The organism is Rhodanobacter terrae, from assembly GCF_042657005.1.
Taxonomy (GTDB): Bacteria; Pseudomonadota; Gammaproteobacteria; order Xanthomonadales; family Rhodanobacteraceae; genus Rhodanobacter; species Rhodanobacter terrae.
On record NZ_JBHSNG010000002.1, the window covers coordinates 320,413 to 346,942 of the forward strand.

General features: G+C 63.9%; 30 protein-coding genes. 22 read left to right on the plus strand and 8 right to left on the minus strand.

Annotated elements, in window-relative coordinates; translation table 11 throughout:
* Nucleotides 1-219: 219 nt before the first annotated feature.
* The 4 genes from ACFPPB_RS03485 (at nt 220) to recO (ending at nt 3,167) form a co-directional block, all read left to right on the plus strand.
* Nucleotides 220-603 (plus strand): DUF4845 domain-containing protein, encoded by a 384-nt coding sequence (locus ACFPPB_RS03485; RefSeq protein WP_377324412.1) that lies wholly within the window; start codon nt 220-222, stop codon nt 601-603.
* A 3-nt stretch (nt 604-606) separates the two neighbouring features.
* The gene (gene rnc, locus ACFPPB_RS03490) at nt 607-1,266 is read left to right on the plus strand and encodes a ribonuclease III (protein ID WP_377324414.1); all 660 of its coding nucleotides are present in this window, start codon (nt 607-609) and stop codon (nt 1,264-1,266) included.
* Nucleotides 1,267-1,415: 149 nt separating this feature from the next.
* On the plus strand, nt 1,416-2,348 hold the full coding sequence (era, locus tag ACFPPB_RS03495; RefSeq protein WP_377324416.1) for a GTPase Era: 933 nt from the start codon (nt 1,416-1,418) through the stop codon (nt 2,346-2,348).
* Nucleotides 2,349-2,444: 96 nt separating this feature from the next.
* Nucleotides 2,445-3,167, plus strand: coding sequence for a DNA repair protein RecO (recO, locus tag ACFPPB_RS03500; RefSeq protein WP_377324418.1), 723 nt, complete (start codon nt 2,445-2,447; stop codon nt 3,165-3,167).
* Nucleotides 3,168-3,417: 250 nt separating this feature from the next.
* Here recO and ACFPPB_RS03505 read toward each other — a convergent pair whose 3' ends face one another.
* Nucleotides 3,418-4,155 (minus strand): response regulator, encoded by a 738-nt coding sequence (locus ACFPPB_RS03505; RefSeq protein ID WP_377324420.1) that lies wholly within the window; start codon nt 4,153-4,155, stop codon nt 3,418-3,420.
* A 45-nt stretch (nt 4,156-4,200) separates the two neighbouring features.
* Here ACFPPB_RS03505 and ACFPPB_RS03510 point away from each other — a divergent pair, with 45 nt between their 5' ends.
* From ACFPPB_RS03510 to tnpA, 12 genes are all read left to right on the plus strand, one after another.
* Nucleotides 4,201-6,222: a translocation/assembly module TamB domain-containing protein gene (locus ACFPPB_RS03510; protein ID WP_377324422.1), complete on the plus strand. Its 2,022-nt coding sequence runs from the start codon at nt 4,201-4,203 to the stop codon at nt 6,220-6,222.
* A gap of 39 nt (nt 6,223-6,261) precedes the next feature.
* Nucleotides 6,262-6,870, plus strand: a complete 609-nt coding sequence (locus tag ACFPPB_RS03515; RefSeq protein WP_377324424.1) for a YdbL family probable chaperone protein — start codon at nt 6,262-6,264, stop codon at nt 6,868-6,870.
* 825 nt (nt 6,871-7,695) lie between these two features.
* Nucleotides 7,696-9,033 (plus strand): 23S rRNA (uracil(1939)-C(5))-methyltransferase RlmD, encoded by a 1,338-nt coding sequence (gene rlmD / locus ACFPPB_RS03520; protein WP_377324426.1) that lies wholly within the window; start codon nt 7,696-7,698, stop codon nt 9,031-9,033.
* A gap of 159 nt (nt 9,034-9,192) precedes the next feature.
* Nucleotides 9,193-9,714 (plus strand): CYTH domain-containing protein, encoded by a 522-nt coding sequence (locus ACFPPB_RS03525; protein ID WP_377324428.1) that lies wholly within the window; start codon nt 9,193-9,195, stop codon nt 9,712-9,714.
* A complete protein-coding gene (gene nagZ / locus ACFPPB_RS03530; RefSeq protein ID WP_377324430.1) occupies nt 9,708-10,724 on the plus strand; it encodes a beta-N-acetylhexosaminidase in 1,017 nt (338 codons plus the stop codon). Before ACFPPB_RS03525 ends, nagZ begins: the two co-directional genes overlap by 7 nt.
* Nucleotides 10,721-11,278, plus strand: a complete 558-nt coding sequence (locus ACFPPB_RS03535; RefSeq protein WP_377324431.1) for a hypoxanthine-guanine phosphoribosyltransferase — start codon at nt 10,721-10,723, stop codon at nt 11,276-11,278. Before nagZ ends, ACFPPB_RS03535 begins: the two co-directional genes overlap by 4 nt.
* Nucleotides 11,279-11,439: 161 nt before the next feature.
* Complete coding sequence (locus ACFPPB_RS03540) at nt 11,440-12,204, plus strand: S-methyl-5'-thioinosine phosphorylase (RefSeq protein WP_377324433.1); 765 nt, start codon at nt 11,440-11,442, stop codon at nt 12,202-12,204.
* 395 nt (nt 12,205-12,599) lie between these two features.
* Entirely contained in the window at nt 12,600-12,803 is a 204-nt protein-coding gene (locus ACFPPB_RS03545; RefSeq protein WP_072756936.1) for a cold-shock protein, read from the plus strand.
* Between the two features lie 81 nt (nt 12,804-12,884).
* Entirely contained in the window at nt 12,885-13,973 is a 1,089-nt protein-coding gene (locus ACFPPB_RS03550; RefSeq protein ID WP_377324435.1) for a glycosylasparaginase, read from the plus strand.
* Nucleotides 13,970-14,698, plus strand: coding sequence for a copper homeostasis protein CutC (locus ACFPPB_RS03555; protein WP_377324437.1), 729 nt, complete (start codon nt 13,970-13,972; stop codon nt 14,696-14,698). Before ACFPPB_RS03550 ends, ACFPPB_RS03555 begins: the two co-directional genes overlap by 4 nt.
* 210 nt (nt 14,699-14,908) lie before the next feature.
* The gene (fabV, locus tag ACFPPB_RS03560) at nt 14,909-16,111 is read left to right on the plus strand and encodes an enoyl-ACP reductase FabV (protein ID WP_377324439.1); all 1,203 of its coding nucleotides are present in this window, start codon (nt 14,909-14,911) and stop codon (nt 16,109-16,111) included.
* A gap of 124 nt (nt 16,112-16,235) precedes the next feature.
* The gene (gene tnpA / locus ACFPPB_RS03565) at nt 16,236-16,667 is read left to right on the plus strand and encodes an IS200/IS605 family transposase (RefSeq protein WP_377324441.1); all 432 of its coding nucleotides are present in this window, start codon (nt 16,236-16,238) and stop codon (nt 16,665-16,667) included.
* Nucleotides 16,668-16,773: 106 nt separating this feature from the next.
* Here tnpA and ACFPPB_RS03570 read toward each other — a convergent pair whose 3' ends face one another.
* Together ACFPPB_RS03570 and ACFPPB_RS03575 are read right to left on the minus strand one after the other, a co-directional pair.
* Entirely contained in the window at nt 16,774-17,148 is a 375-nt protein-coding gene (locus ACFPPB_RS03570) for an addiction module antidote protein (protein ID WP_377324443.1), read from the minus strand.
* 38 nt (nt 17,149-17,186) lie between these two features.
* Complete coding sequence (locus ACFPPB_RS03575) at nt 17,187-17,486, minus strand: type II toxin-antitoxin system RelE/ParE family toxin (RefSeq protein ID WP_377324445.1); 300 nt, start codon at nt 17,484-17,486, stop codon at nt 17,187-17,189.
* A gap of 360 nt (nt 17,487-17,846) precedes the next feature.
* On the opposite strand from ACFPPB_RS03575, the gene ACFPPB_RS03580 reads away from it, so the two are divergent.
* Nucleotides 17,847-18,602, plus strand: a complete 756-nt coding sequence (locus tag ACFPPB_RS03580) for an XAC0095 family protein (protein ID WP_377324447.1) — start codon at nt 17,847-17,849, stop codon at nt 18,600-18,602.
* 61 nt (nt 18,603-18,663) lie between these two features.
* On the opposite strand, the gene ACFPPB_RS03585 is transcribed toward ACFPPB_RS03580, so the two are convergent.
* Both ACFPPB_RS03585 and ACFPPB_RS03590 read right to left on the minus strand, forming a co-directional pair.
* On the minus strand, nt 18,664-19,161 hold the full coding sequence (locus tag ACFPPB_RS03585; RefSeq protein WP_377324449.1) for an SRPBCC family protein: 498 nt from the start codon (nt 19,159-19,161) through the stop codon (nt 18,664-18,666).
* A gap of 79 nt (nt 19,162-19,240) precedes the next feature.
* Nucleotides 19,241-19,597 (minus strand): ArsR/SmtB family transcription factor, encoded by a 357-nt coding sequence (locus tag ACFPPB_RS03590; RefSeq protein WP_377324451.1) that lies wholly within the window; start codon nt 19,595-19,597, stop codon nt 19,241-19,243.
* Nucleotides 19,598-19,968: 371 nt separating this feature from the next.
* On the opposite strand from ACFPPB_RS03590, the gene ACFPPB_RS03595 reads away from it, so the two are divergent.
* Nucleotides 19,969-20,238, plus strand: coding sequence for a YlcI/YnfO family protein (locus ACFPPB_RS03595; protein WP_377324453.1), 270 nt, complete (start codon nt 19,969-19,971; stop codon nt 20,236-20,238).
* Between the two features lie 79 nt (nt 20,239-20,317).
* On the plus strand, nt 20,318-20,689 hold the full coding sequence (locus tag ACFPPB_RS03600) for a YciI family protein (RefSeq protein WP_377324455.1): 372 nt from the start codon (nt 20,318-20,320) through the stop codon (nt 20,687-20,689).
* Nucleotides 20,690-20,804: 115 nt separating this feature from the next.
* Here the strand turns inward: ACFPPB_RS03600 and ACFPPB_RS03605 are convergent, their stop codons facing one another.
* The 3 genes from ACFPPB_RS03605 to ACFPPB_RS03615 form a co-directional block, all read right to left on the minus strand.
* Complete coding sequence (locus ACFPPB_RS03605) at nt 20,805-21,371, minus strand: hypothetical protein (protein WP_377324457.1); 567 nt, start codon at nt 21,369-21,371, stop codon at nt 20,805-20,807.
* A gap of 78 nt (nt 21,372-21,449) precedes the next feature.
* Complete coding sequence (locus ACFPPB_RS03610) at nt 21,450-21,809, minus strand: type II toxin-antitoxin system Phd/YefM family antitoxin (RefSeq protein ID WP_377324459.1); 360 nt, start codon at nt 21,807-21,809, stop codon at nt 21,450-21,452.
* A gap of 740 nt (nt 21,810-22,549) precedes the next feature.
* Complete coding sequence (locus ACFPPB_RS03615) at nt 22,550-22,771, minus strand: hypothetical protein (protein WP_377324461.1); 222 nt, start codon at nt 22,769-22,771, stop codon at nt 22,550-22,552.
* A 426-nt stretch (nt 22,772-23,197) separates the two neighbouring features.
* On the opposite strand from ACFPPB_RS03615, the gene ACFPPB_RS03620 reads away from it, so the two are divergent.
* The 3 genes from ACFPPB_RS03620 to ACFPPB_RS03630 all read left to right on the plus strand — a co-directional run bounded on the left by ACFPPB_RS03620 (nt 23,198) and on the right by ACFPPB_RS03630 (nt 25,527).
* The gene (locus tag ACFPPB_RS03620) at nt 23,198-23,533 is read left to right on the plus strand and encodes an RcnB family protein (protein WP_377324463.1); all 336 of its coding nucleotides are present in this window, start codon (nt 23,198-23,200) and stop codon (nt 23,531-23,533) included.
* Nucleotides 23,534-23,874: 341 nt separating this feature from the next.
* Nucleotides 23,875-24,354, plus strand: coding sequence for a hypothetical protein (locus ACFPPB_RS03625; protein ID WP_377324465.1), 480 nt, complete (start codon nt 23,875-23,877; stop codon nt 24,352-24,354).
* 216 nt (nt 24,355-24,570) lie between these two features.
* A complete protein-coding gene (locus ACFPPB_RS03630; protein ID WP_377324467.1) occupies nt 24,571-25,527 on the plus strand; it encodes a cation diffusion facilitator family transporter in 957 nt (318 codons plus the stop codon).
* Nucleotides 25,528-26,530 lie beyond the last annotated feature (1,003 nt).

Sequence of the window (26,530 nt, forward strand, 5' to 3'; positions counted from 1 at the left end):
GCTAGGAGCCTGTCGTACTTTGGTGGTCGAGGCGAGAATTTGGCTATGCGAGGACAGATTTTCGACGCTTCGCCGGCACATAGTGGTTCTATGGGCCAAGAAGCGGCGGAAATATGGACCGCACAGACGGATTCGCAGCCCGGCCAACCAAAGTCCGACAGGCTCCTGGGCATCCACAGACAACGGGTACGCCGCACCATGCGGCATGGCGAGGGGACTATGAAATCGAAGCAGTCGGGCGTCACCCTGATCGGGTTTCTGATCATCATGGCCATCGTGGGCTTTCTCGGCTACATGGCGATGAAGTTGCTGCCGTCGTATTCCGAATACATGGGCGTGGTCAAGGCGATGAACCAGGTCGCCACCGAAGGCACCAACGGCAAGACGCTGGATGACATCCGCCGTGGCCTGATGTTCAAGATGGGCTTCCAGTACGTCGACGACGCCACCATCAAGCCCGCCGACATCACCATCAAGCGCGATGCCGGCGGTGCCAGCCAGCTGCAGGTGTCCTACGACAAGGACATTCCGTTCATGTACAACATCGACTTCCTGCTGCACTTCAACAAGAGCGTGCCGTTGCAGGGCAATGTGGGTCAGTAGCTTTTGAAGCTCAATTATCGTTTTCGTGATCCGGCGCTGGCGCAGCTGGCGCTCACCCACCGCAGCATCGGCAAACCGAACAACGAGCGTCTGGAATTTCTGGGCGACGCGCTGCTGGGCGCGATCATCGCCGAGTTGCTGTTCGAAGTTCATCCCAAGTCCAACGAAGGCGAACTGTCGCGGCTGCGCGCGCAGCTGGTCAACGGCCAGGCGCTGGCCGTGATCGCGCGCGAGCTCGAACTGGGCGACGAGTTGAAACTCGGTCCCGGCGAGTTGAAGACCGGCGGCTTCCGGCGCGATTCGATCCTGGCCGACGCGTTCGAGGCGCTGGTCGCCGCGGTGTATCTGGATGGCGGTTTCGATGCCTGCCGCGATGCCGTGCGCGAGTTGTTCGGCGAGCGCATCGCGGCGTTGCGGCGCTCCTCCAAGGATGCCAAGACGCGGCTGCAGGAGTATCTGCAGGCCGGCGGCTGGCCGCTGCCGCAGTACGAGCTGACCGCCAGCCACGGCGACGATCATGCCAAGACGTTCGATGTGAGCTGCACGATCGGCGAGCCGCTGCCGCTGGCGGCCGAGGCTCGCGGCGGCAGCCGCCGCGCCGCCGAGCAGGACGCGGCCGAGATCGTGCTGAACCGGTTGCTGGAGCAGCCGCGCAAACCCTGATCCGGATCGCCGTCGCGGATCCCGATGCCCCGCCTTCATCCGCCGCGCCGCGCGCCGCCGTCCGCTGCGGCGCGTGCGAGCCCGTCGCCAGCATGCCGCTCGCGGCGAAGCACTACACTTGCCATCCGACTTGTCGAGCACATCACGTCATGAACCACGAACTGGATCCAGCCGCCGGCACCTTGCCGCATGAGAATTTCCGCTGCGGCACGGTCGCACTGGCCGGCCGTCCCAACGTGGGCAAGTCCACCCTGCTCAATGCGCTGATCGGATACCGCCTGTCGATCATCAGCCCGCGGCCGCAGACCACGCGCCATCGCATTCTCGGCATCAATACCACCGAGGCCGGGCAGATCATGTATGTCGACACGCCCGGCCTGCACCGTGGCGCCAAGCGGGCGATGAACCGCAGCCTCAACCGTGCCGCGCGTTCGGCGATCAGCGATGTCGACCTGGTGGTGCAGGTGATCGAAGCCGGCCGTTTCACCGACGAGGACGAAGCGCTGTACGCCGCGCTGGTCGAGCAGTCGTCGCCGCGCCTGCTGGTGATCAACAAGGTCGATCTGAACAAGGACAAGACGGTGATGCTGCCGTTCGTGGCCGACCTGGTGGCCAAGCACAGCTACGACGAGATCCATTACGTCAGCGCGCTGAAGGAGCAGGGACTGAAGGAACTCGAACACGCCATCCTGAAGCGCCTGCCGGTGCAGCCGCCGGTGTACGGCGAGGACGAGGTCACCGATCGCAGCGAGCGCTTCCTCGCCGCCGAAATGGTGCGCGAGCAGCTGATGCTGCGGCTCGATCAGGAGCTGCCGTACGCGACCACGGTGGAGATCGAGCAATTCAACGACCGGCCCGACGGCATCGCCGAAATCCACGCCATCATCTGGGTCGAGCGCGACGGCCAGAAGGCGATCGTGATCGGCAATGGAGGCGCCCAGCTCAAGGCTATCGGTACCAGCGCGCGGCGCCACATGGAACGCATGTTCGAGCGCAAGGTGTTCCTCAAGCTCTGGGTGAAGGTGCGCGAGGGCTGGGTCGACGACGAGAACATGCTGAAGAAATTCGGGTATACCGATTAGAGCCGGGAATCGGGAGCGGGGAATGGGGAATCGTCAGAGCTGAGCTGCGCTTTTCCGATTCCCGATTCTCGATTCCCCATTTCCGGCACAAACCCCATGCGCATCGAACAGCAACCTGCCTACGTCCTGCATGCGCGGCCTTACCGCGAGACGTCGCTGTTGCTGGAATGCCTGACCCGCGACCATGGCCGGCTCGGGGTGGTGGCCCGGGGCGTGCGTGGCGAACGCGCGCGCCTGCGCCGGGCTCAGCTGGAACCGTTCCAGCCGCTGGCGATGGATCTGCTGTTGCGCGGCGAGATGGCTACGCTGACCGCGATCGAAGCGGTGGGGACCCCTCTGCGCCTGCCTGGCGATGCCGGTCTGGCCGGTCTGTATCTCAACGAACTGGTAGTGCGCCTGACCGAGCGGCAGGACCCGTTCCCGCTGCTGTTCGACGCTTATGCGCAGACGCTGGCGCGGCTGGCCGCCGGCGAATCGCTGGCGTGGAGCCTGCGCCGTTTCGAGCGCGACCTGCTGGAGGCGATCGGCTACGGCCTGCAGCTGCAGCACGACTCGGCCACCGGCGAAGTCCTGGTGCCCGAGGCGCCTTATCGCTATGCGGTCGAGCAAGGTGCCGTGCGTTGTGCTCCCGGCAGCGCGCACGCCCTGCGCGGTAGCGACCTGCTGGCGCTGGAGCAGGACGCCATGCCCGACAACGCCGGCCTTAAGGCGCTGCGCGACATGATGCGCGAAGTCATCCGTTTCCACCTGGGCGGTGGCGAATTGCGCGCCTGGCGGGTGCTGGCGATGGCGGTTTCGCGGCAACCGATGAACCGTTAGGGAACTTCTGAACAAGCTTCTGCTCGTCGCCGAGATGCCCGTTCGCCTGTGGGAGCGACTTCAGTGGCGATGGCCGCGGCAGTGGCCTGCAGCATCGCAGCGTTGCAGCAGCTCGATGCACAACCGGGCGGCGCAGCGCACCGATACGCCATCGCGACTGAAGTCGCTCCCACAGGACAAGCCAAGGCCGGTGTGCACCTTTCTCCGGGCCGCAGCGGACTTCGTTCCCCAGGCCTGAATCAGGCCATCCTCAGCGATCGAGCGCCCGCAGCGTCGCCAGCAATGCTTTGCGAAATCCTGCCAGCGCGGCCGGGGTTGCGCGGTGCTGCGACAGCTGTTGCTGCAGCAGAATGGTCTGCGACGACAGCGCGGCGGCGCCGCAGAAGCCGCAGGATGAGCGCAGCCGGTGCAGCCGTTCCCCGAAGCCGGCATGGTCCTGGCTCAGCGAGTCCAGTTCCTGATGGAGCAGGGCCAGCTCCTCGCGCAGCAGCAGTCGCAGCGCCTGCATGGTGGTGGCGTCGCCGGAGGCGGTCAGCGCGGCACGGTTGTCGAGCACCCGGGCATCGAGCTGCTCCGGCTGCACCAGCGCCAGCACGCGTCGCAGGTCGGTCAGTCCGCAGGGCTTGATCAGAATCTCGCTGAAGCCGGCCGCGAGCAGCGGCTGCCGGTCGACCGGGTCCAGTTCGGCGGTGGTCGCCACCGCGACGCTGTCCGTCGACCGTGCCAGTGCGTCGTCGCGCAGCAAGCCGAGAATCCGCAAGGCGCCGGCACCCGGCATGCGGCAGTCCAGCAGCAACAGGTCGAAAACCTCAGTGCGGGCGCGCTCCCACGCCGCCATGCCGTCCATGCAGGTTTCCACCCGGGCACCCAGCGAGCGCAGCCCGTCGCACAGGAAACGGCAGCTGCCAGGGTCGTCGTCGGCCACCAAAACGCGCGGACGTGTGGCTTCGGCGGGGGCGAAATCGGGCTCGGCGAGCGGGCTGGTCATGACGAAATCCGTGTCGTTCAGCTTAATTTGGCAGAATGGCGCGACATGCGTCCGACATCAAGCCATCTTTTGCTCTGTTGCGGCCTCCTGCTGGGGCTCGCCTTGGCGCCGCCGGCGCGGGCGGACGTGCTGCTGACGGCGAAGTCGATCAACCTGCCCGGCGTGCATTTGCAGACGGTGACCGCCCGGCTCGGCGAGGACGCCACCGGCGGTCTTCAGCTGCAATTGCATGTCGGCCAGGCCGACGTGGCGGCGATGGGCTGGCGGCGGCTGGGCCTGAGCCTGGATGGCGATCTGAAGCGGGATGAACGCCTGAACTGGACGCTGGACGGCACGGTACGCCTGGCCGGTGCGCCAGGCGGGGCGCTGAGCGATGCCCACGTGAACATCCAGCTCAGCCCGGCGGCCAATACCTTGCTGATCGACATCCTGCAGGGCAAGACGCACGCGACTGCCGCGTTGCCGCTGGATCAGACCACCCACGCGCAGATCCATCTGGACCATCTTCCCGCCGGCTGGCTGCAGGGGCTGCTCGGCACGGTCTGGTCCGGCCGTCCCACCAGCGGCCGGATGGATGCCGAGCTGGCGCTGGATCTGCGCGATACGGGCCTGCAATCTTCCGGCGAGTTCTCGCTCAACGGCGCGGGTTTCGATACCCCGACCGGGACCCTGGCCGGGCAGGGGCTGAACGGCACGGGCCAGTTCAGCCTCGACAGCACCGGTGGGCCGGCCCGGATCGATCTGGATGCCAGCCTGCATGGCGGCGAGCTGTTGCTGGGCCCGCTCTACGCCAAGCTGCCGGATCATCCGGTGCAGCTTGGCCTGCATGCCGATGCGCAGAACGGCGCGATCGAATTGAGCCGCCTGCGGGTCAATGATGCCGATGCGCTGCAGCTCGATGGCGCGCTGGCCTTCGGCGCGAAGGGCGAGCTGAAAATGCTGAAGCTCGACCGCCTGCACGCGAGTTTCCCGGCGGCTTACCAGCGCTACGGCCAGGCCTGGCTGGCCACCCTGGGTCTGCGCGGCATGCGTATCGTGGGTCAGCTCAACGGCAGTATCGATTTGCGCGCCGATGGTCTGCGCAACTTCGCGTTCACGACCGACGGCCTGGACCTGGCCGACGCCGATGGGCGACTGGCGGTCGACAACCTGCGCGGCGGGCTGGACTGGGCGAGCCAGGGCGAACGGCCGGCGACCACGCTGGCCTGGCGCAGCATGCAGTTTTATCGGGTCCTCAACGGGGCTGCGCAGTCGCAGTGGCGCAGCCACGCCGGCACGCTCAGTCTGCAGCAACCGCTGGAAGTGCCGGTGTTGAAGGGGCGGCTGCGCATCGGCGATCTGGACTGGCGTCCGGCGGCGGCGAAAGGGCAGCGACTGTCGACCTCGGCGGTGCTGACCGGAGTGGACATGACGGCCTTCAGCCAGGCGATGGGCTGGCCGGCGTTCCCCGGCACGCTGGGCGGCGCGATTCCCTCGCTGCGCTGGGTCGACGACTGCTTCGAATTGCAGGGCGGACTGTCGGCCAGCCTGTTCGGCGGCTTCGTCGACTTCACCCGGCTTTCGCTGCAGCAGCCGTTCGGGCCGAATCCGGTATTGAATGGCGACATCACCATGAAACAGCTGGACCTGGCGGCGATCACCAGCGTGTTCGATTTCGGCGGCATCACCGGACGGATGGACGGCTCGATCGAGGGCCTGCGGCTGGTCGACTGGAGTCCGGCCGCGTTCAAGGCGAGCCTGCTTGCCGGCAGCGGCGGGCGGATCAGCCAGCGCGCGGTGAACAACCTCACCGCGGTCGGCGGCGGCGGGATCGCCGCCGGCCTGCAAGGCGCCATGCTGAAACTGTTCAAGACCTTCGGCTACAAACAGATCGGCCTCAACTGCACCTTGCAGGGCACGGTCTGCCAGATGAGCGGTCTGCAGTCGACCGGCGACGGCTACACTATCGTCGAAGGCAGTGGCTTGCCGCATTTGCAAGTGATCGGTCACCAGACCCAGGTCGACTGGCCGACCCTGGTGCGGCGGCTGCGCGAAGCCATCAATGGCTCCGCTGCGGAAATTCGCTGACCCGTGCTCTTTTCGTATTCCAAACCGCTGGAGTCTGTCATGCGCAAGCTCGTCTACGTCATCCTGACCTCGCTGGCCGTGGCGTTGGTCGGCTGCGTCACCATCAACGTGTATTTCCCCGAGGCGGCCGCGCAGAAAGCCGCCGATCAATTCATCGGCAATGTGCTGGACACGGCGGTTCCCGTCACCACGCCGCCACCGAAAGAGCAGAAGCCGGCGGCGAAGAGCGACGCCCATCCGCCCTCGGCGTCGCTGCTCGACCTGCTGATTCCGGCCGCCTACGCTGCCGACACGCCGAACATCCGTATCCAGACCCCCGCCACCGAGGCGATTCGCGGACGCATGCACGACCGTTTCCAGGGCGCGCTGGGCGATCTGCTGGACAGCGGTGCGGTCGGCTTCACCAATGACGGCATGGTCGCCATGCGCGATGCCGCCAAGGTCCCCTTGAGCCAGCGCGCACAGGCCAATGCCACGGTGGCCGACGAAAACCGCGACCGCACCGCGCTGTACGCCGAAATCGCCAACGCCAACAACCACCCCGAGTGGGCACCACAGATCCGCGTCACCTTCGCCAAGAGCTGGATCGAGAAAGCCCGCGCCGGCTGGTACTACCAGAACGCCGCCGGCACCTGGCAGAAGAAATAAGCTCGCGGTCGCGCACCGCGTCTTGGGTAGGAGCCCGCTGGCGGGCGATGCTTTTCCGCATCGACCAAAAAAGCATCGCCCGCGAGCGGGCTCCTACAGTCGTTCGTGCGGGGCTCCATGCAGCCTGGATGATGTCGGGTGCCATCCGGGCGATCTGGGATAATCGCCGGCCAGCCCTAGCGGCCTTATCCCTACCAGCCTCATGTCCCGATCCAACTCTTCGCCAAGGGCTGGATCGAGAAAGGCCGCGCCGGCTGGTACCACCAGAACGCCGTGGATGCCTGGCAGAAGAAATAAGGCTCCCGTCGCGCACCCCGGTCCACACGCCGTTCCCATGTAGGAGCCCGCTCGCGGGCGATGCTTTTCCGCATCGACCAAAAAAGCATCGCCCGCGAGCGGGCTCCTACAGTCGTTCGTGCGGGGCTCCATGCAACCTGGATGATGTCGGGTGCCATCCGGGCGATCTGGGATAGTCGCCGGCCAGCCCTAGCGGCCTTATCCCTACCAGCCTCATGTCCCGATCCAACTCTTCGCCAAGGGCTGGATCGAGAAAGGCCGCGCCGGCTGGTACCACCAGAACGTCGTGGATGCCTGGCAGAAGAAATAAGGCTCCCGTCGCGCACCCCGGTCCACACGCCGTTCCCATGTAGGAGCCCGCTCGCGGGCGATGCTTTTCCGCATCGACCAAAAAAAGCATCGCCCGCGAGCGGGCTCCTACAGTCGTTCGTGCGGGGCGCCATGCAGGCATGGATGGCGTCGGGCGCCATCCGGGCCGATCTGGGATAATCGCGGGCCAGCCGTAGCGGCCTTATCCTTACTAGCCTCATGTCCCGATCCAACTCCGTTCCGTCGACCCCGTTCGAAGCCCACATCACCGACCTCAGCCATGACGGCCGTGGCGTGGCCCGCATCGACGGCAAGACGGTGTTCGTCAGTGGCGGGCTGCTGGGCGAACAGGTGCTGGCCCGGCTGCGCAAGCGCCATCGCCATTTCGATGAGGCCGACGTGGTCGAGGTGATCGTGCCGTCGCCGCATCGGGTCGAGCCGCGCTGCCGGCATTTTGCGCATTGCAGCGGCTGCTCGCTGCAGCATCTGGATGCCGAATCGCAGATCGCGGCCAAGCAGCGCGTGCTGTCGGAAAACTTCGAACGCATCGGCAAGGTCAGCCCGCAGCTGTGGCTGCCGCCGCTCACCGGCGAGCCGTGGGGTTACCGGCGCAAGGGCCGCCTGTCGGTGCGCAACGTGATGAAGAAGGGCCGCGTGCTGGTGGGTTTTCGCGAAGAGCAGAACCCGCGCTTCGTCGCCGAGATCCAGCAGTGCGAGGTGATGCATCCGGCGCTAGGCCCCAAGGTCGGCCTGCTCGCCGACCTGCTCAGCGGGATGGACGCGGTCGACACCATCCCGCAGATCGAATTCGCCGCCGGCGATGAGCTGATGGCGCTGGTATTCCGCCACATGCAGCCGTTGAGCGAGCGCGACCTGGCGGCGCTGACCGCGTTTGGCCAGCAGCATGGGCTGGCGATCTACCTGCAGCCGGGCGGCAACAGCAGCGTGCATCCGCTGTGGCCGGAGAACCCGCGGCTGGCGTTCCGCATCGCCAGTGGCGACGCGGCCGTCGCGGACGTCGAGCTGGAGTTCCAGCCGCTGGACTTCGTGCAGGTCAACGCCGACATGAACCAGCGGATGATGGCGCGCACGCTGGAGCTGCTCGATCCGCAGCCGACCGACCGCGTGCTTGACCTGTTCTGCGGCCTGGGCAACTTCACCTTGCCGATCGCCCGCCGGGTCGCCGACGTGGTGGGCGTGGAAGGCGAGCACGGCCTGGTCGAACGCGCCGCGCAGAACGCCGCGCGCAACGGCATCGAGAACGCACGCTTCCACGTGGCGAACCTGTTCGAGGATCAGCGCGCCGCGGACTGGGCACGCCAGCCGTGGGACAAGCTGCTGCTCGACCCGCCACGCGCCGGCGCCGACAAGGTGCTGGAGTATCTGCCGCACAAGCAGACGCACCGCATCGTCTACGTCTCCTGCCATCCGGCCTCGCTGGCGCGCGATGCCGGCATCCTGGTCAACCAGCATGGCTTCAAGCTGAAGTCGGCCGGCGTGATGGACATGTTTCCGCATACCGCGCACGTCGAGTCGATCGCGCTGTTCGAACGCTGAAGAGCGAGGAGCGAGTGAAGAGGAGTGAGAAGTGAGAGAAAGCCAGTGCATGATCCTTCACGCCGTTGCCATGTCGATTCGGGCGAGGCACTGCATGCCTGACACTCTTGTTTTTGCTCTCTCCCACTCCTCACGCCTCTCCACTCACTCCTGACTTTTATGCCCATCGAGATCGAACGAAAATTCCTGTTGGCCAGCGATGCCTGGCGCACCGCCGTGGAGCGCAGCGAGCCCATCGCGCAGGGCTACCTGGTCGGTGCGCAGGCGCTGCGCGAGGGCCATGCACGGGCCTCGGTACGCGCCCGCCTCGCCGGCGAGCGGGCGTGGCTGAATATCAAGGCGGCCACGCCGGGCATCGCGCGCGCCGAGTTCGAGTACCCGATACCCGTAGTCGATGCCAGGGCCTTGCTGGCCAGCCTGTGCGATGGCGTGCTGGAGAAAGTGCGCCATCATGTGCGGGTCGACGGCATGCTGTTCGAGGTCGACGAGTTCGAGGGCGACAACCACGGGCTGATCGTCGCCGAGATCGAATTGCCGGCGGTCGATGCGCCGTTCCCGCGGCCGGCATGGCTGGGCCGCGAGGTGAGCGCGCTGACGCGCTACTACAACGTCAACCTGATCGCGCATCCTTACCGGCAGTGGTCGCCGGCCGAGCGCGCTACCGAGGATGCCGCATGCTGATGATCGGCGTGGCCGCGCTGGAACTGGCCGAACACGAGAAGCGCTGGCTCACCGCGCCGGGCGTGGCCGGCGTGCTGCTGTTTGCGCGCAACTACCAATCGCGCGAGCAGCTGATCGCGTTGTGCGATGCGATCCGCGGAGCCGGCGGCGACGGGTTGTTGATCGCGGTGGATCAGGAAGGCGGTCCGGTGCAGCGCTTCCGCGACGGCTTCACCCGGCTGCCGCCGCTGGCGGCGATCGGCGCGGTGTACGGGCGCGACCCCACCGAGGCGGTGCGGCTGGCGGAAGAGCACGCCTGGGTGATGGCCAGCGAGCTGCGCGCCAGTGGGGTGGATTTCAGTTTCGCGCCGGTGGTCGACCTGGCCCGCGGCAATGCGGCGATCGGCTTGCGCGCGTTCCACGCCGACCCGGCGGTGACCGCCGAGCTGGCCCAGGCTTACGTGCGCGGCATGCATCTGGGCGGCATGGCGGCGGTGCTCAAGCATTTCCCGGGGCACGGGTCGGTCGCCACCGATACGCACAAGGCGCAGGCGATCGATCCGCGCGACCTGGACCAGATCCGCCGCGACGACTTGCTGCCGTTCGCCGAGTGCATCGAAGCGCGGGTCGAGGCGGTGATGATGGCGCACGTGACCTATCCGGCGGTGGACAGCCAGCCGGCCGGCTATTCGAAGGTGTGGATAGGACAGATCCTGCGCGGCGAGCTGGGTTTCGCGGGCGCGGTGATCAGCGACGACATCAGCATGGCCGCCGCCGGTGCCGCCGGCAGCGTGGGCGAGCGTGTGCGGGCGCATCTGGATGCCGGTTGCGATCTGGTGCTGGCCTGCTTCCCCGAGGTCGTGGACGAGGCGATCGCCGCGCTGCACGGCGAGGCGTCGCCGATGCCGCCGTCACTGGCAGCCCTGCGTGGCGCACTGGGCGCGAGCTGGGACAGCCTCACGAATAATCCGCAGCGTGACCGTTTCGTCGCGCGCGTCACGGCGCTGCACGCCGACCAAGGAACCGCATGAATACTCCGACACCCTCACTGGCCGACGCGCTGGCGCAGGCCGATCTGCTGTACGAACGCGGCACGCTGGACACCGTGATCGCCGACATCGGCCGGCGCATCGACGCCGCGCTGGATGGTGAGCGGGCGGTCTTCCTCACCGTGATGAACGGCGCGCTGATCTTCGCCGGCCAGCTGGCGCTGTCCATCCGCACCGATCTGGAATTCGATTACGTGCATGCCACGCGCTACCGCGGTGCCACCTCCGGCAGCGAGCTGCACTGGTTGCGCGAGCCGCTGGTGCCGCTGGCCGGCCGGGTGGTGCTGCTGGTCGACGACATCCTCGACGAAGGCTACACACTGAAGGCGGTGCGCGAGGACTGCTATGCGCGCGGCGCGAAAAAGGTGCTGATCGCCAGCCTGTGCACCAAGCAGCACGACCGCCTGGCCGAAGGCATCGCTTCCGATTTCAACGGCGTCGAGCTGCCGGATCGCTACGTGTTCGGCTACGGCATGGACTACTACGAGCAGGGCCGCAATCTGCCGGGTATCTATGCGTTGAAGGCTGGCGTATAGGAGCGCACCCTGTGCGCGATGCTGTCCGCTCCGGCTTCGGGCGGCCACCGCCCGCGCTACGAAGCAAGAGCATCGCGCACAGGGTTCGCTCCTACACGTGGCCTCGATAATTCACGACACCACTTTGGTCTTTGTCCACCATCTGCAAACGGATCATCGCGATGCCTCATCCTGACCACGCCACCATAGACCTGGCCGTCATCGGCGGCAGCGGCCTTTACAACTTGCCCGGCCTGGAGAGCGCGTCGCGCCACCGCGTGGACACACCGTACGGCGCGGCCTCGGGCGACGTGGTGATCGGCGATTTCGCCGACAAGCGCGTGGCGTTTCTGGCCCGCCACGGCGAGAGCCATGCCTTGCCGCCGCACCGGGTCAACTACCGCGCCAACCTGTGGGCGCTGCACAGTCTCGGCGCGCGCCGGGTGATCGGCGTCAACGCGGTGGGCGGCATTCGCGGCGACCTGGGACCGCGGGTGATCGTGGTGCCCGACCAGCTGATCGACTACACCCACGGCCGCTACACCAGCTACTGCGATGTCGACGGCGCCGAGGTGAAGCACATCGACTTCAGCGAGCCGTATACCGAGTCGCTGCGCCTGCAGTTGCTGGCGGCGGCGCGCGCGGCGGACATCGCGGTGATCGGCGGCGGGTGCTACGGCGCCACGCAGGGACCCCGGCTGGAAACGCGTGCCGAGATCGCCCGCATGAAGCGCGACGGCTGCGACCTGGTCGGCATGACCGGCATGCCCGAGGCCGCGCTGGCCCGTGAGCTGACGCTCGACTACGCGTGTCTGGCGCTGGTCGCGAACTTCGCCGCCGGTTGCGGCGACGAGGCGGAAATCAGCATCGAGGAAATCTTCGCGCACCTGGCGGCGGCCACCTCCGAGGTGCCGCGCATCCTCGCCGCCATGCCGAAACAGGATTAGTGTCGAAACTTGAAACCCGCCCCGTTCGCGCTGAGCGTAGCTCGCGTCAGCGAGCGGAGTCGAAGCGCTTCTTCGCTGGTACCCTTCGACTTCCTCGCTCCTCAAAGCCGTGGCCATCCATGGCCACTCCCCGCGTGCGGCCTTACGGCCTACGCTCAGAGCCTGCCCCGGACTTGATCCGGGGGCGAACGGCAGAAGCATGGCTGAGTTTCGACACTCTTCAGGTGCCGAAAAGCTGAGCACGGCGTCCGCCTTTGGGTGTCCCGGGCATCTCTCGTATTGCGCTCGGCCTTCACATATTGATACTTTTCGCCAGCCAGGGCGGCGAACCGGGGGGAGTAGGTGGTTCAGCGCGGAGCCTGGCGCACCCTTTCATGGATCCAGAGGTTCGCGCAATGAGTTTTGGTACGGTCAAATGGTTCAACGACGCCAAGGGTTTCGGTTTCATCTCGCCTGAGGACGGAGGGGCGGACGTTTTCGTCCATTTTTCGGCGATCACCAGCAAGGGCTTCCGCAGCCTGCAGGAAGGTCAGCGCGTGAAGTTCGATATCACCCAGGGGCCGAAAGGCGCCCAGGCTTCGGCGGTCGAAGCCGCCTGATCAACCGGGCAACCTTGTACAGCAAGAACGAAACCCCGCATCCTGTGCGGGGTTTTTTGCTTTGTGACCTGGAGAAAGGTGATGACTGATCGCAGACGTTTCCTCAAGGCCTCCGTACTGGGAGCTTCCGCTTCGATGCTGGCCTGGGGCGGCAAGCTGGCCGCCGGACCGATAGACCAAAGCGGCAAGCTGGCCGCCGGTGCGGCATCTCGTACGCCGCCGGCGGCGCCCGTGCGGGTGGCCTCGACCTGGGACTTCGGCATCGCCGCGAACCAGGCAGCCTGGGCGATCCTCGGCAAGGGTGGCCATGCGCTGGACGCGGTCGAGACCGGCGCGCGGGTGCCGGAGTCCGACCTGAAGAATCACAGCGTGGGCAGGGCCGGCTATCCTGATCGCGATGGTCACGTCACCCTCGACGCCAGCATCATGGATGCCGACGGCAATTGCGGCGGGGTCGCCGCGATCGAGCACATCGCCCATCCGATCTCGGTGGCGCGACGGGTGATGGAACGCACGCCGCACGTGCTTCTGGTCGGCGACGGCGCCTTGCAGTTCGCGCTGGAGCAAGGCTTCAAGAAAGAGGAGCTGCTCACGCCGGAATCCGAAAAGGCCTGGCACGAGTGGCTGAAGACGGCGAAATACAAGCCCACCATCAACAGCGAAGTACGCGACTACGGCCGCGCCCCTGACAAAAGCATGGGCATGCCCGGCGGCAAGGACAACCACGACACCATCGGCATGCTGGCGATCGACGCGCACGGCAAACTGGCCGGCGCCTGCACCACCAGCGGCATGGCGTGGAAGATGCACGGCCGCGTCGGCGACAGCCCGATCATCGGCGCCGGCTTGTACGTGGACGGCGAGATCGGCGGCGCCACCTCCACCGGCGTCGGCGAGGAAGTGATACGCAATGCCGGCAGCTTCCTGGTGGTCGAGCTGATGCGCCAGGGCCGCTCCCCGCACGAGGCGTGCAAGGAGGCGGTGATGCGCATCATCCGTCGCCGCCCGGAGGCATCGAAGACGCTGCAGGTCGGTTTTCTGGCGATGAACCGCGCCGGCGAGGTCGGCGCGTACGCGATCCAGCGCGGCTTCTCCTACGCCGTGTGCGATGCGAACAAGCAGGATGCGTTGATCCCCGCGCAAAGCGTTTACACGACAAACTATTCATGATCCTGGAAATCGCCGCCAACTCGGTAGCCTCCGCGCTGGCCGCCCAGGAGGGTGGAGCAGGGCGGGTCGAACTCTGCACCGCGCTGGAGCTGGGTGGGCTGACGCCTTCGCGCGCGCAGATCGCGCTGGCCCGCGAACGCCTGCACATTCCGCTGTACGTGCTGATACGCCCGCGCGCGGGCGACTTCCTCTACAGCGAACTGGAATGCGAGACGATGCGGCGCGACATCGAAGTCTGCGCCGCACTGGGCTGCGACGGCGTGGTGATCGGCGCGCTCGATGCCGACGGCGACGTGGACGTGGCGCGTTGCTGCACGCTGATCGCCGCGGCCGACGGCATGGGCGTCACCTTCCATCGCGCGTTCGACCTCAGCCGCGAGCCTGCACAAGCGCTGGAAGATATCGTGGCGCTCGGCTGCGAACGCATCCTGACATCCGGCGCACAAGCCAGCGCGCCGAATGGCGCGGCGCTGATCCGCGAGCTGGTGGTGCAAGCCGCAGGACGCCTTGTCGTGATGCCTGGCGCCGGCGTCACCGCGCAGAACATCGCTGCGCTGGCCGCCGCCACCGGCGCGCACGAATTCCACGCCTCCGCCAAACACCAGCTGCCCTCGGGCATGCACCATCGGCGTCCGCTGCTGAGCGAGATGGAAGGCGGCGAGCTGGGCAGCGATGTGGAGCAGGTGCGCGCGCTGGTGACCGCACTGCAGGGTTCCGCCCCGTAGGAGCGCACCCTGTGCGCGAATGCTCTTCGCCATGTGATAAAGGCATTCGCGCACAGGGTGCGCTCCTACGGGCGGTTTCGGCCAGGTAATTGAGGTGCCTTACGGGGAACCTCGAATGTCTTTTCAACGGAGTCGCTGCCCTAAGGCAGCGCACGGCCCCCCAGCTTGGTTAATATGGCGAATTGCCGAACAGCAGCAGGAGCTACCCGAGTGATCATCAAGCCCAAAGTCCGCGGATTCATCTGCATCACCGCCCACCCGGTCGGTTGCGAGCGCAACGTGCTCGACCAGATCAAGGTCACCCAGGCCGCGGGCCACGACAAGGCGAAGGGTCCCAAACGCGTGCTGGTGATCGGCGCCTCCACCGGCTACGGCCTGGCCTCGCGCATCACTGCCGCGTTCGGCTACGGCGCCGCCACGCTCGGCGTGTTCTTCGAGAAGCCCAGCAGCCACGAGAAGACCGGCACCGCCGGCTGGTACAACTCCGCTGCGTTCGACAAGGCGGCCAAAGCCGCAGGCCTGTACAGCAAGTCGATCAACGGCGACGCGTTCGCCAACGAAACCCGCGCCAAGGCCATCGAGATCATCAAGAACGAGATGGGCGGCCCGATCGACCTGGTGGTCTATTCGCTCGCCTCACCCGTGCGCAAGCTGCCAGACACCGGCGAAGTAGTGCGCTCGGCACTCAAGACCATCGGCCAGCCGTTCCACAACACCTCGGTCGACACCAACAAGGACACCGTGATCGAGGCCACCATCGAGCCGGCCACCGAACAGGAAATCAAGGACACCGTCACCGTGATGGGCGGCGAGGACTGGGCGCTGTGGATCGACGCGCTGAGCGCCGCCGGCGTACTGGCCGAGCACGCCAAGACCGTCGCCTACAGCTACATCGGCACCGAGATCACCTGGCCGATGTACTGGCACGGCACCCTGGGCCAAGCCAAGCAGCACCTGGACAACACCGCCAAGCAACTGCGCAGCCGCCACCCCGGCCTCGACGCCTACGTCGGCGTGATGAAGTCCGTCGTCACCCAGGCCAGCGCCGCCATCCCGGTGATCCCGCTGTACGTGTCCATCGCCTTCAAGATCATGAAGGAGAAGGGCATCCACGAAAACCCGATCGAACAGGCCAACCGCCTGTTCCACGACCGCCTCTATCGCGCTGATGGCAAAGCTGCGCCCACCGACGACGAAGGCCGCCTGCGGCTGGACGACTGGGAACTGCGCGACGACGTGCAGATCCCCTGCAAGACCCTGTGGCCCACAGTCACCACCGAAAACCTCAAGCAGATCACCGACTACGCCGGCTACAAGCACGAGTTTTTGCAGCTGTTCGGGTTTGATCGGGCGGATGTGGACTATGAGGCGGAGGTGGCGGCGGATCGGAGGTTTGATTGTTTGGAGCTTTGAGGGCGCGTGAGAATCAAAGTGGTTGGCGGCAACTTCAATTAATTTTCCACCGCAAGGTTTAAACCACCGGCTTTAGCCGGTCAGCTTTAGCTATGACAATGGCTACAACCGAGGAGGGGTGGCCATGGAATACAGATACGGTAGTCATACGGTGTATGAGATCGAGTATCACTTTGTATGGGTGACGAAGTATCGCTACAAAGTGCTGGTAGGTGACATTGCGGAGCGGGTGAGGGCTTTAGTCCGTGAGACGTGCGAGGCGTTCGAGATCAGGATTGTGAAAGGGGTGGTGAGCAAGGATCACATCCACATCTTGGTGAGTTGTCCGCCGAACATGGCACCGAGCGAGATCATGAGACGGATCAAGGGACGGACTTCAAGCAAGCTCTTCGAGGAATTTCCTCATGTGAAGAAGCGGTACTGGGGAAGACATTTTTGGGCCCGAGGCTACTTCTGTGCCACGGTGGGGCAGATGACGGAAGAGATGATCAAGCAGTACTTGGAGCATCACTTTGAGCCGAGGCCGAACGATGATTTCAAGATGGAGCCGGAGTAAGGACGCGTCGTTCAGGCGACGCGTATCCGGACTTTCAGTCCGCCATGCCAACCCACCGGCTTTAGCCGGTGGTTGTTGAGTGCTTCCGGCCCCTTTTTCCGGTTTCTCAAGCGCTGGCACGCGCCTTTGCTTGACGGGCCTTGGGCGCAACCCTGGCCGCCTTCACGACAACGGTGTTCTTGGTTTTGGCTTTGGTCTTGATCGGCTTGGCGACCACACGCACCCCAAGGGCACCCATGATCCTGGCTATGGTGGCGAAGCCCGGCTTTGCGCCGGGGCGAAGCGCTTTGTAGAGGCTTTCGCGACCGAGGCCACTATCCTCAGCCACCTTGCTCATGCTCCGCGCACGTGCAATGTCAGCAAGTGCGGACAGAAACAGATTGGAATCGTTTTCTTCAATGGCCTCGTTGAGGTATGCGGCAATGGCTTCGTCACTGTCGAGATACTCGGCAACGTCGAACGCCGAGAACTTGGTGGACATGACACACTCCTTTCTGGGTATTACCTGACTTGGTGCAACTAGCTTGGCGAGGAACTTGCCGCCAGCATCTTCTTTGCTCTTGCGATGTCCTTTTGCTGGCTCGACTTGTCGCCGCCGCACAGCAACAGATACATCGTGTTTCCTTTCTTGGCGACATAGATCCGGTAGCCTGGACCGTAGTCGATGCGTAGCTCACTGATACCGTCGAAGTGCTTCGCGTCACCCATGTTGCCATCGGCAAGACGTTTGATCCGCACCAAAATCTTGGCCCTCGCGATCTGATCCCTCAGGCCTTTGAACCATTCCTTGAATTCATCGGACTGTTGGACGGTATTCATCGCATTACTGAATGGCGTTCATGCGGCCATTGTATCCATGTGGATACGTTTGTCAAAGAGAACTATCGGGGTCAGGTTCACTTATCCACGCTTATCTTGACTCCCCTTCGCTGCGGTAGCAGACTCGTTTGCAAGGAGCGTCGAAACTCCCTCTCATAGCGGTACCCACCTCCGACAAACCGGTGGGTTTTTTGTACCTGTTCGCAGGTGCAAGCCGACGCGAACCCTGCGTCGGGAGGGCGGCTAATACAAAACCCTTCGGGGAAATATGCCCGCCGGCTATGAGCGGTTTCGAACCTCCCGACACCCCGTCCGTCGTCATGCCGTGGACGGGCACTTCTATGGAACTAGGAGGCGATCATGTCGACGTTCGATTCGGAAGACCTGGAAACGACGGGCTATTTCCTGCCGGAGGACAGCCAGCTGCGGCTGAAGCAGCTGCGCGAATACGTGGGGTTCCTGACCCATCTGGCGCGACCGCGCAGGCCGGACGAGGATCAGGAGTGGTATGCGGAGATTCGCCCGGGCGAGGTGGCGATCTGCATGGAGTTGCTGGAGGAGCAGATCGCTCAGGTGCTGGACGAACTCTCCTGGCCGGTTGAGCGTCGCGAAAGGGCGCCTGCGCCCGAGGCCAAGGTCGAACGTGACGCCGAGCCGAAAGCGGCCGCCGTCACGGCAGCGGCGGATACGGACGGCACCGAACCGGAACTTGCCGGGTCGACGATGAACGAGGCGCCCAAGCGCTACGTGGCCGGCGTCACCCTGGATCAGATCGACGAGCTGGCCCGGCTGGGCGACATTCTCCGCGCCCATGGCGACGTGGTGGTCGCCACCGATCAGGCGGATTTCGCCGACGTCACGCTGTCGATCATGGGTGACGCCATCATCCGCGACGCGGAGAGACTGCGTGACATCATCCGTGACGTTGACTGCGTGCAGCGGCTCGATGGACGCCGCCGTTCGCATGCAGACGTCAAGGAGGAGGCAGCCATCTATCTCGCCGCGCCGTCACGCTTGGTACTGCACGCCGCGCCGTACCCCTCGGTTCGGCCCACTCACGCGCCGCCTGGCGCTGGTGGAAGGGCCCCGGCTTTGTACGTGGGGCTCGGCATCTGAGGTAAAGTCGCTTCGACCGAGCGCACCGTTCAAGTGGAGCGCCCGGCCACCGTTTCCTCGTTCACGCTGCAGCTTTGAACAGGTCGTCGAGGCGGGTGTAGCTGTGCTCCATGCCGTCGGTCATGCCGGTGGAGAGCGCTTCTTCGCGTGCCTGCTTCGACGCGAACGTCAGATTGCAGACGAGCGTCGTGACGCCGTTCTGCTCGCTGAGTTCAAGTGACACGATGCATGGATCGCCAGCTGGCATGGCGAAGTCCATGTCGCCCGGGTCGAAGTATTGCTCGTGGACCAGCTTCGACGGTTCGTCGACTTGGGTGAACGTACCGAGGAAGCCGAACTGGTTGCCGTCTTCGCGGTTTCTCCACTGCCACTTGTAGTTGCCGCCGACGCGGACATCCATGTCGCACACCGGCATGTCCCAGCCGTCATAGCCTTGCCATTTGCGCACGAGTTCGGGGCGGGTATGCGCATCCCACACCAATGTGCGGGGCGCGTTGAAGGTACGGGTGACGCGAACTTCGCGATCACCGGGAAGTGTCACTTCTGCAGGCTTGGGCATGGTCTTCTCCTTGGTGATCCATCGTGATTGCGCGCGGCCATGAGGACGAACGAGCGAACAGCGCGCTGATATATCAGTGCTACTTTTTGGTTTGTTTGCGCCTGGACGGTTTGGCCTGGAGTTCTTCGAGCAACGCATCGAGGCGCTGGTAGTTCTGTTCGAAGATCTCGCGGTAGCGTTCGATCCAGTCCACGGCCTCCTCCAGTCGCTTCGGCTCCAGTTTGCGTGGGCGCCGTTGCGCATCGACGTCCATCGAGATGAGGCCCGCGCGCTCAAGCACTTTCAGATGTTTGGAAATGGCTGGTTGGCTCATCTCGAACGGCTCGGCGAGTTCCGTCACTGTGGCCTCCCCCGTGGCCAGCCGCGCCAGGATGGCGCGGCGGGTGGGATCTGCCAGAGCGGCGAAGGTGAGGTTGAGGCGTTCCGAGGTTTGCATAACGTTCTACTTGTATAACTGATTGGTAATGTATAAAGGCAAGACAGGCCAGTCAAGACCTTTGGGTCATATTTCCAGGTTACAGATCGGGCGCGCATTTGGCGCAGGGTGCCGCTTTGCCTTTGCAGCGGCGATCAGGGCTGCGTCGCAGCACGCAAGGTAGTTGCTTCGGCTACAACCGAGGTCAAGTCGGCGCGCGGCCCGCAAACCCGGCGTGGGCGAAGCGCGGGCCGTATATCTTGCCGGGCGGGCGCGTTTGCCTGTGGACAGTGCGTCGCAGGAAGCCGGGACGGCAGGAATTTTCCGGCGATTTGCCCCTATCGCCGAATTGCGCGAGGATGTATCGCAATTGCATCGCGTCAGGAGTTTCCATGAAAACCGCGACCATCCCCTCGCTGCGCGTGGAGCCGGCTCTGCGTCAGGCTGCAGAAGAACTCTTGCGTGACGGAGAAAGTCTGTCCGGCTTTGTCGAGTCCGCGTTGCGGGCGCAAATTCAGCAGCGCCAGCAGCAGGCTGTCTTCATCGCCCGTGGATTGGCTTCGCGTGATCGGGCCAAGGCTGCCGGGGTGTATTTTTCGTCGGGCGCGGTGCTGAAAAAGCTTGAGGCGCGTTTGGCCAAGGCAAAGAAAGTTTCGGTATGACGTTCAATATCCGCTTCACGATTGTCGATTTCCGATCATCTGCTTCGTCGTCTGTGTATGCCCACTCAAAGGATCTCCCATGAAATACCTCGGCCTGGCCTACTTCACCCCCGAAAAATTCGCCGCGATGGCGCCGGACGACGTCAAGGCATTGGTGAGCCAATGCCCGGCTTTGGACGAGAAGATGCGCGCGACCGGCAAGGTGCTGGTTTCCGCGTCGCTTGGCGATCTGGACAGCTGGAAGACGCTTCGCCCGCGCAGCGGCAAGACGCGCGTCAGCGATGGGCCTTACACCGAGTCGAAGGAAGTGGTGGGTGGCCTGTTCATCATCGAAGCTGACAGCCATGACGAGGCGCTACGCATCGCATCCATGCACCCGGCCGCCACGCTGGGCGAAGAAGGCGGTTGGGCCGTCGAGCTTATCCCCATGGATTTCTACCTGGCCCGATGAGGGCTTGGACGCCTGCCTCGAGAATGCTCAGGCGCCACTTTCTCCAAACACCTTCACGACTTCGCGAGTCATCGCGGCGATGTCTGAAACTAGCGTCATAGACAAATTTTTGGAGCTAACCGCCGGCACCCTGCGCCAGATCAAACGCGTACGCGACCAGTGCCTGCGCCCACTCGGGCGTCCGCCGCAGCTGCGCCGGCGTGCGGGGGTAGCGCAACGTGCCGGCCTGCCATTCAAGTACCTTGCCCGGGGTGCGCAGGTGGCCAGTCGCGGGGTTCGCGTCGATGCTGTCGTCGTACGCCACCAGGCGGTGCAGATGCGGCAACAGACGGATGAGGTTCTGCTGACTGCTGGTGTAGCGCTCGCGCACGCGATCCGACGGGATGTCGTGGCCGCCATGAGCAACGCGCGAATGTCTGCGTTGCAGGTGCAGCCCGGGATTGTCCAGGCCGTAGTACCACACGCAGACTTCCAGGCCCGCTGCCGCCGCCTCCAAGAGCAGGCCGGTGACGGTGCGGCCGCCGAGGGTGATCTCGCACGTGTAGTCGGTTCCCGTGTCGATGGCGGCTTGCAGGTGCTCGACGTTGGCGCGCCATGCCGGTGCGTTGCCGGTTGCCTCGTCCGTGCCGGGGCTCGCGCTCAGGATCTGGCGCGTTTCCTCATCGGGGTTGGTATTGACCACCGGCCTCGCGCAGCATCGCGCCGGCGATGCTGCTCTTGCCCGCGCTGTTGGTACCGGCGAGCACCGTGATGCGCACCATCAGCGGCGTAGCTTGCCAGCCGCCTTCAAGGCCGCCTTGCCGAGCCTGGCTGGTGTCGCCGCGAACAGCGTATTGACGGCCTTTTTGGCCGGCTTGGTTTGCATGGCGGCCACGATCGATGCGAAGCGTTCGCGCAGCGGCGCCAGCGGATTGGGGGCGCCGTCGAGCAATTGCTGATATTCCTCGACGGACAGCACCACCACCGCTGGCCGCTTGTTGCGGGTGATCAGCACCGGCTTGGTGGAGCGGGGGACGCGTTCGATCAATTCGGCGAAACCGTTCTTGGCGTCGGAACTGGACATGGTCTGCAAACGGGTGGGCTGGCCCGAACGGGCCGGCAGCAGCATGCTGGTGCTCATCTCGTGTCCTCGACCGACGGCGCGCGGAGGCGTGCCTGCCTGGCCACACTACGTTTTTTGGACATTCTGTACAAATTGATCAAATGGCGAACCCGGACCGGAGGAAGTTGAATCCAGTCGTGGGGAAAGCAGGAGGATGATGCCGGGCGCAATTTGTGCTGGTTCGCTTGTTCGATTCACCCCGTGGGCGTGTCACGGCCGGAAGTCGTCCCTGACTCTTTCAGGCGATTTGCCGCTGTCGTTGAATGGCGCCAGGATGAATCGCCATGGCATCGCGCTCGGAGTTTCCATGAAAACCGCGACCCTCCCTTCGCGGCGTGTTGAACCGGCTCTGCGCCTCGCTGCAGAAGAAATCTTGCGCGATATCCGCAACCAGGGGGAAGAGGATCGGCGGTTGGAGAAATTGCAGCTGCTGAGACAGCCCGGCCACCGTAGGGTGGACCCAGCTGGGGCGTCAGCGATCCCACCTAAGAATGGTCTGAATAAGTCCACTGCGGTCTGGAGAAGGGCGCCCCTTGTGGGAGCGACTTCAGTCGCGATTGCGTAGCAGTGCGCTGCGCCGCCCGATTGTGCATCGAGCCGCTGCAACGCCGGGATGCTGCAGGCCGCTGCCGCGGCCACGGCGACTGAAGTCGCTCCCACAATCTCGGCGACGAGCAGAAGCCTGTTCAGACGTTCCCTAAGCCTCTTCGAGCGGATCGCATAACTAAAGCCCCCGGCTTTGCCGGGAGATACTTACCCTAGATGATGCCTTTTGCCCGGTGGTCGAACATGCGCCACCGCCCGTCGACGCCCTCGATGTTGATCACGGCGTCGCCAACCCTTCGCGCCTTTAGGGCAGCGCTGACCGCAAATCGAAGTGCGTCTTGGCGGCTTCTGAATTCGGGATGACCGTTATTGCTCACCGCCACCGACCATTTTCCGTGACGCAACGGTGCATATGGGATATCGAAGATGATCATAAATACTTGAGCGTGGCCGGATCATCCGAATCGTTGTCCTAGTCCAGTGACCAGACCGTAAAGAGCGACGACGGAGCGTAGCCAAATTCTGGTGGCGCACTGCATTGTCAGATCTCAGCATGCTGCATATTCGCCTGGTCACCGTCTACAGACGTATGGTCTTGCCAGACCTTTTCATTTTTCGATGCATTACTCGACAGCTGAAAATTCCATCTCTGCAAAACAAGCAGGATATTTGTTGCCGGCGGCGTGAATAGGGTACTGGCGCGAAATTCACATGCAAAGAGCCTGTGGCTTGCCATGCTACAGCCGCAGTAGCCACGCCTTCGGTACGGTTTCACCTCCGGGCAGGCGCGTGCGCCGACATTTGCTGCGGCCCTCGACCTGTGGCTCGGCCACAGGCTTGGCATTTACGAAGAACACATCATGAAAACGAAACTTGTCTTGGCGATATGCTCGGCTCTGCTGGTGTCCAGTGCCGCAATAGCCGCGCAGTCCGATGATCAAAGCGACGACGCTATGCGCACCGTCAGAACGGCGACTACCACGCAGCATTTCGGGGGCCATCATGAAACCTGGTACAAGGAAGGTGGTGTAGTTCCTGCCGAGTATCGTGGCGATGCCTATGCCGTTCAGCGTTGGCAGAGCGAGCATTTGAACGAGCCCGCTGAGGGATCCCGTTGGATGCGTGGCGACAACGGCGATCACGTGCTGGTCAACCAAGACACGGGCATGATCACCCGTATCAGCCATCATCACTAATGGCGGCTGGCGGTCCTGGAACGCGGTTACTCACTGTGTCAATTCAGACGAACCCATGACTCCCATGACTCCCATGGGTCTGTTTTTTGCCACGCCTAAGGAATGTCTGAACATGCTTCTGCTCGTCGTCGAGATTGTGGGAGCGACTTCAGTCGCGGTGGCCGCGGCAGCGGCCTGCAGCATCCCGGCGTTGCAGCGGCTCGATGCATAATCAGGCGGTGCAGCGCACTGCTACGCAATCACGACTGAAGTCGCTCCCACAAGGGGCGCCCTTCTCCAGACCGCAGTGGACTTATTCAGACCATCCCTTACGGCTCAGCGATCACCATCAGGAATCCATCATGAGCCCTCTACTAGTCGCCGACTTCACCACCCAATTTGCGGCGACGGCGGCCGTAAATAAACTCTTGTCTTGTGGACTCGGACGCGAACATGTCGTTATCAAGGTGAATGGTAGCGTCGGAAAAGCTGCCGCCGGCGCGAGTACCACCACGAGCGTCATCTCGGATGGGGCTGATCAAAGTCTCCGGAAAGAGGGCGGGCCATCCGAGGCGGCAAGCTATCCAAGTCCTCTTCCGCGCCCCGCACAGTTCGGACAGGCCCAAGTGACTGTGGCACTGGATGATGGGCTATCCGCCGAGGATGTTCGATTCATCCTGGAGCTTGCAGGTGCGCAGTCCATCCGTCGCGTCGACGAGGAATTCATACGCGAGGATCCCAGGATTTGGCCCAGCGACGCCCGCGGGGATAGCCTTGATGTGGAACGCGCCATTGTGGCCTCCCGTGCCGGCGAATCGATGCGTTCGCGTTGGCCAAAATGATCCGACTGCCGATCTCCAGGCATGTCGTCAGCGCTTGATCCTTTGACCGTAGGGTAGGAGCGGTCATTCCCACAGCTAAGGTGTATGGCAAAGAAGCCGTTTCGATGCGTCCCCGTGGCATAGAGAGCCAGGAACGGTCATGAGACTTCACTCGGTGATGTCTTTCATCATGCATCCGACATGACAAGATTGATGCATTAACCACAGGCCTGACGCTTGCCTTCCGCCGGTTCGCACAAAGTGGTCTATGTTGCCCTCGCCGGCAATCTGGTGATCGCCATCGCCAAGTTTGCGGCGGCAGGGATATCCGGCAGTTCGGCCATGCTTAGCGAGGGCGTGCATTCCCTGGTCGACACCGTCAACGAGCTGTTGCTGCTGTACGGTCTGCACCGCGCGCAGATGCCACCCGATCGTACGCATCCGTTCGGTCACGGCCGCGAGCTCTATTTTTGGAGTTTCATCGTCGCCTTGCTGGTATTGGCGATGGGTGCTGGAGTATCGCTCTATGAAGGGGTGATGCACATACGCCAACCTGAGCCCATCACTCATCCGTTGTTGAATTATGGCGTGCTCGCCGTGTCGCTGCTTTTCGATGGAAGTTCCTGGTATGTGGCACTGCGCGAGTTTCGTGTGCACAAGGGTCGGCTGGGCTACTTCGAAGCGTTTCGCCGGAGCAAGGACCCCAGCACGTTCACCGTACTTCTCGAGGACAGCGCCGCGCTACTCGGCCTGGTGGTTGCGACAGCGGGCCTTGCCGGCACGCAACTGTTCCACCTGCCCTCGCTCGACGGTGTGGCGTCGACCGGCATTGCATGCGTGCTCGCCGTTTCAGCCTCCCTGCTGGCGCGCGAGACCAAGGGGCTGCTGATCGGCGAAACCGCGCATCCAGCCGTGAGCGAGTCGATCCTCACGATTGCCGCGGGCGATGCTGGCGTGCGCTGTGCCAATGGCGTAATGACCGTGCAGATGGGCCCGAACCAGGTCGTGGCTGCACTCAGTGCCGAATTCGAGGACGCACTGACTACGCCACAGATCGAAGAGTGCATCAATCGCATCGAGGCCCAGGCCAAGGCCGCACATCCGGAAATTACATCGCTATTCGTCAAGCCACAGACGGCAAAAACCTGGCGTGCGCGACGCGATGCCATCGAACATGTAGCAAGTCGGCTCTGATGTCGTTTCGGCATCCGGCGCAATGGCAGTGATGCGTACTTTCGGCGACCGGCATGACGATCGCCTATTCGGCAGGCGCACTTTAGCCCATCGTCATGGCATTCTTGAGGTATCCGTTGCCCGCATTCCAGCCGAGGCTCTTGTCACCATCGGCTCTTAATGGCTTCTGCCGGCAAAGCGAATAGCCTGTCACCTGCACTAAACGTGCCGCATAGGCAATCTCTTTCGATCAATGTGCCGGGCATGCCATCCTCCGAGTCGATGAGAGTTTCATCCAGAGGTGTATTCATGGCATCGCCATTAAGGATGCCCTGAATGAGTCCAGACGCGAAAATCAGAAGCCTTTTATCTTGATGATTTGCGGTGACAAGCACTGGAGAATTCCGGCTTATTCGGACCACCCCAAGGAACGACGTCCCTGCGTTCCGGAGAAAGGTACAACCCGGCTGTGGTCCGCATCGTGGGAGCGACTTCAGTCGCGATGGCCGCGGCAGCGGCCTGCAGCATCCCGGCGTTGCGGCGGCTCGAGGCACAGTCAGGCGGCGCAGCGCGCTGCTACGCTGTCGCGACTAAGGAACGTCTGAACAAGCTTATGCTCGTCGCCGAGATTGTGGGAGCGACTTCAGTCGCGATGGCCGCGGCAGCGGCCTGCAGCATCCCGGCGTTGCAGCGGCTCGATGCTCAGTCAGGCGGCGCAGCGCACTGCTACGCAATCGCGACTGAAGCTGCTCCCACAAGGGGCGCCCTTCTCCAGACCGCAGTGGACTTATTCAGACCATCCTTATGAGCAGATAGGGCGGGAGATTGCGGCCCAATGATGGTCATGGCGGATATCCGGTAGGCGGTGGCGAGGAAAGGAGAGGCGGCAACGCTATACCTGATTCCCCATCTGTCGCATCCTACGATACGACAAGGGTAGACGCTGCAACCGTCTGAAGAGACGGAGGTAGTGTCATGAAGAAGAACCAAGTGCAGTTTCAGTCCGGCATGAGCCTGATGGCTT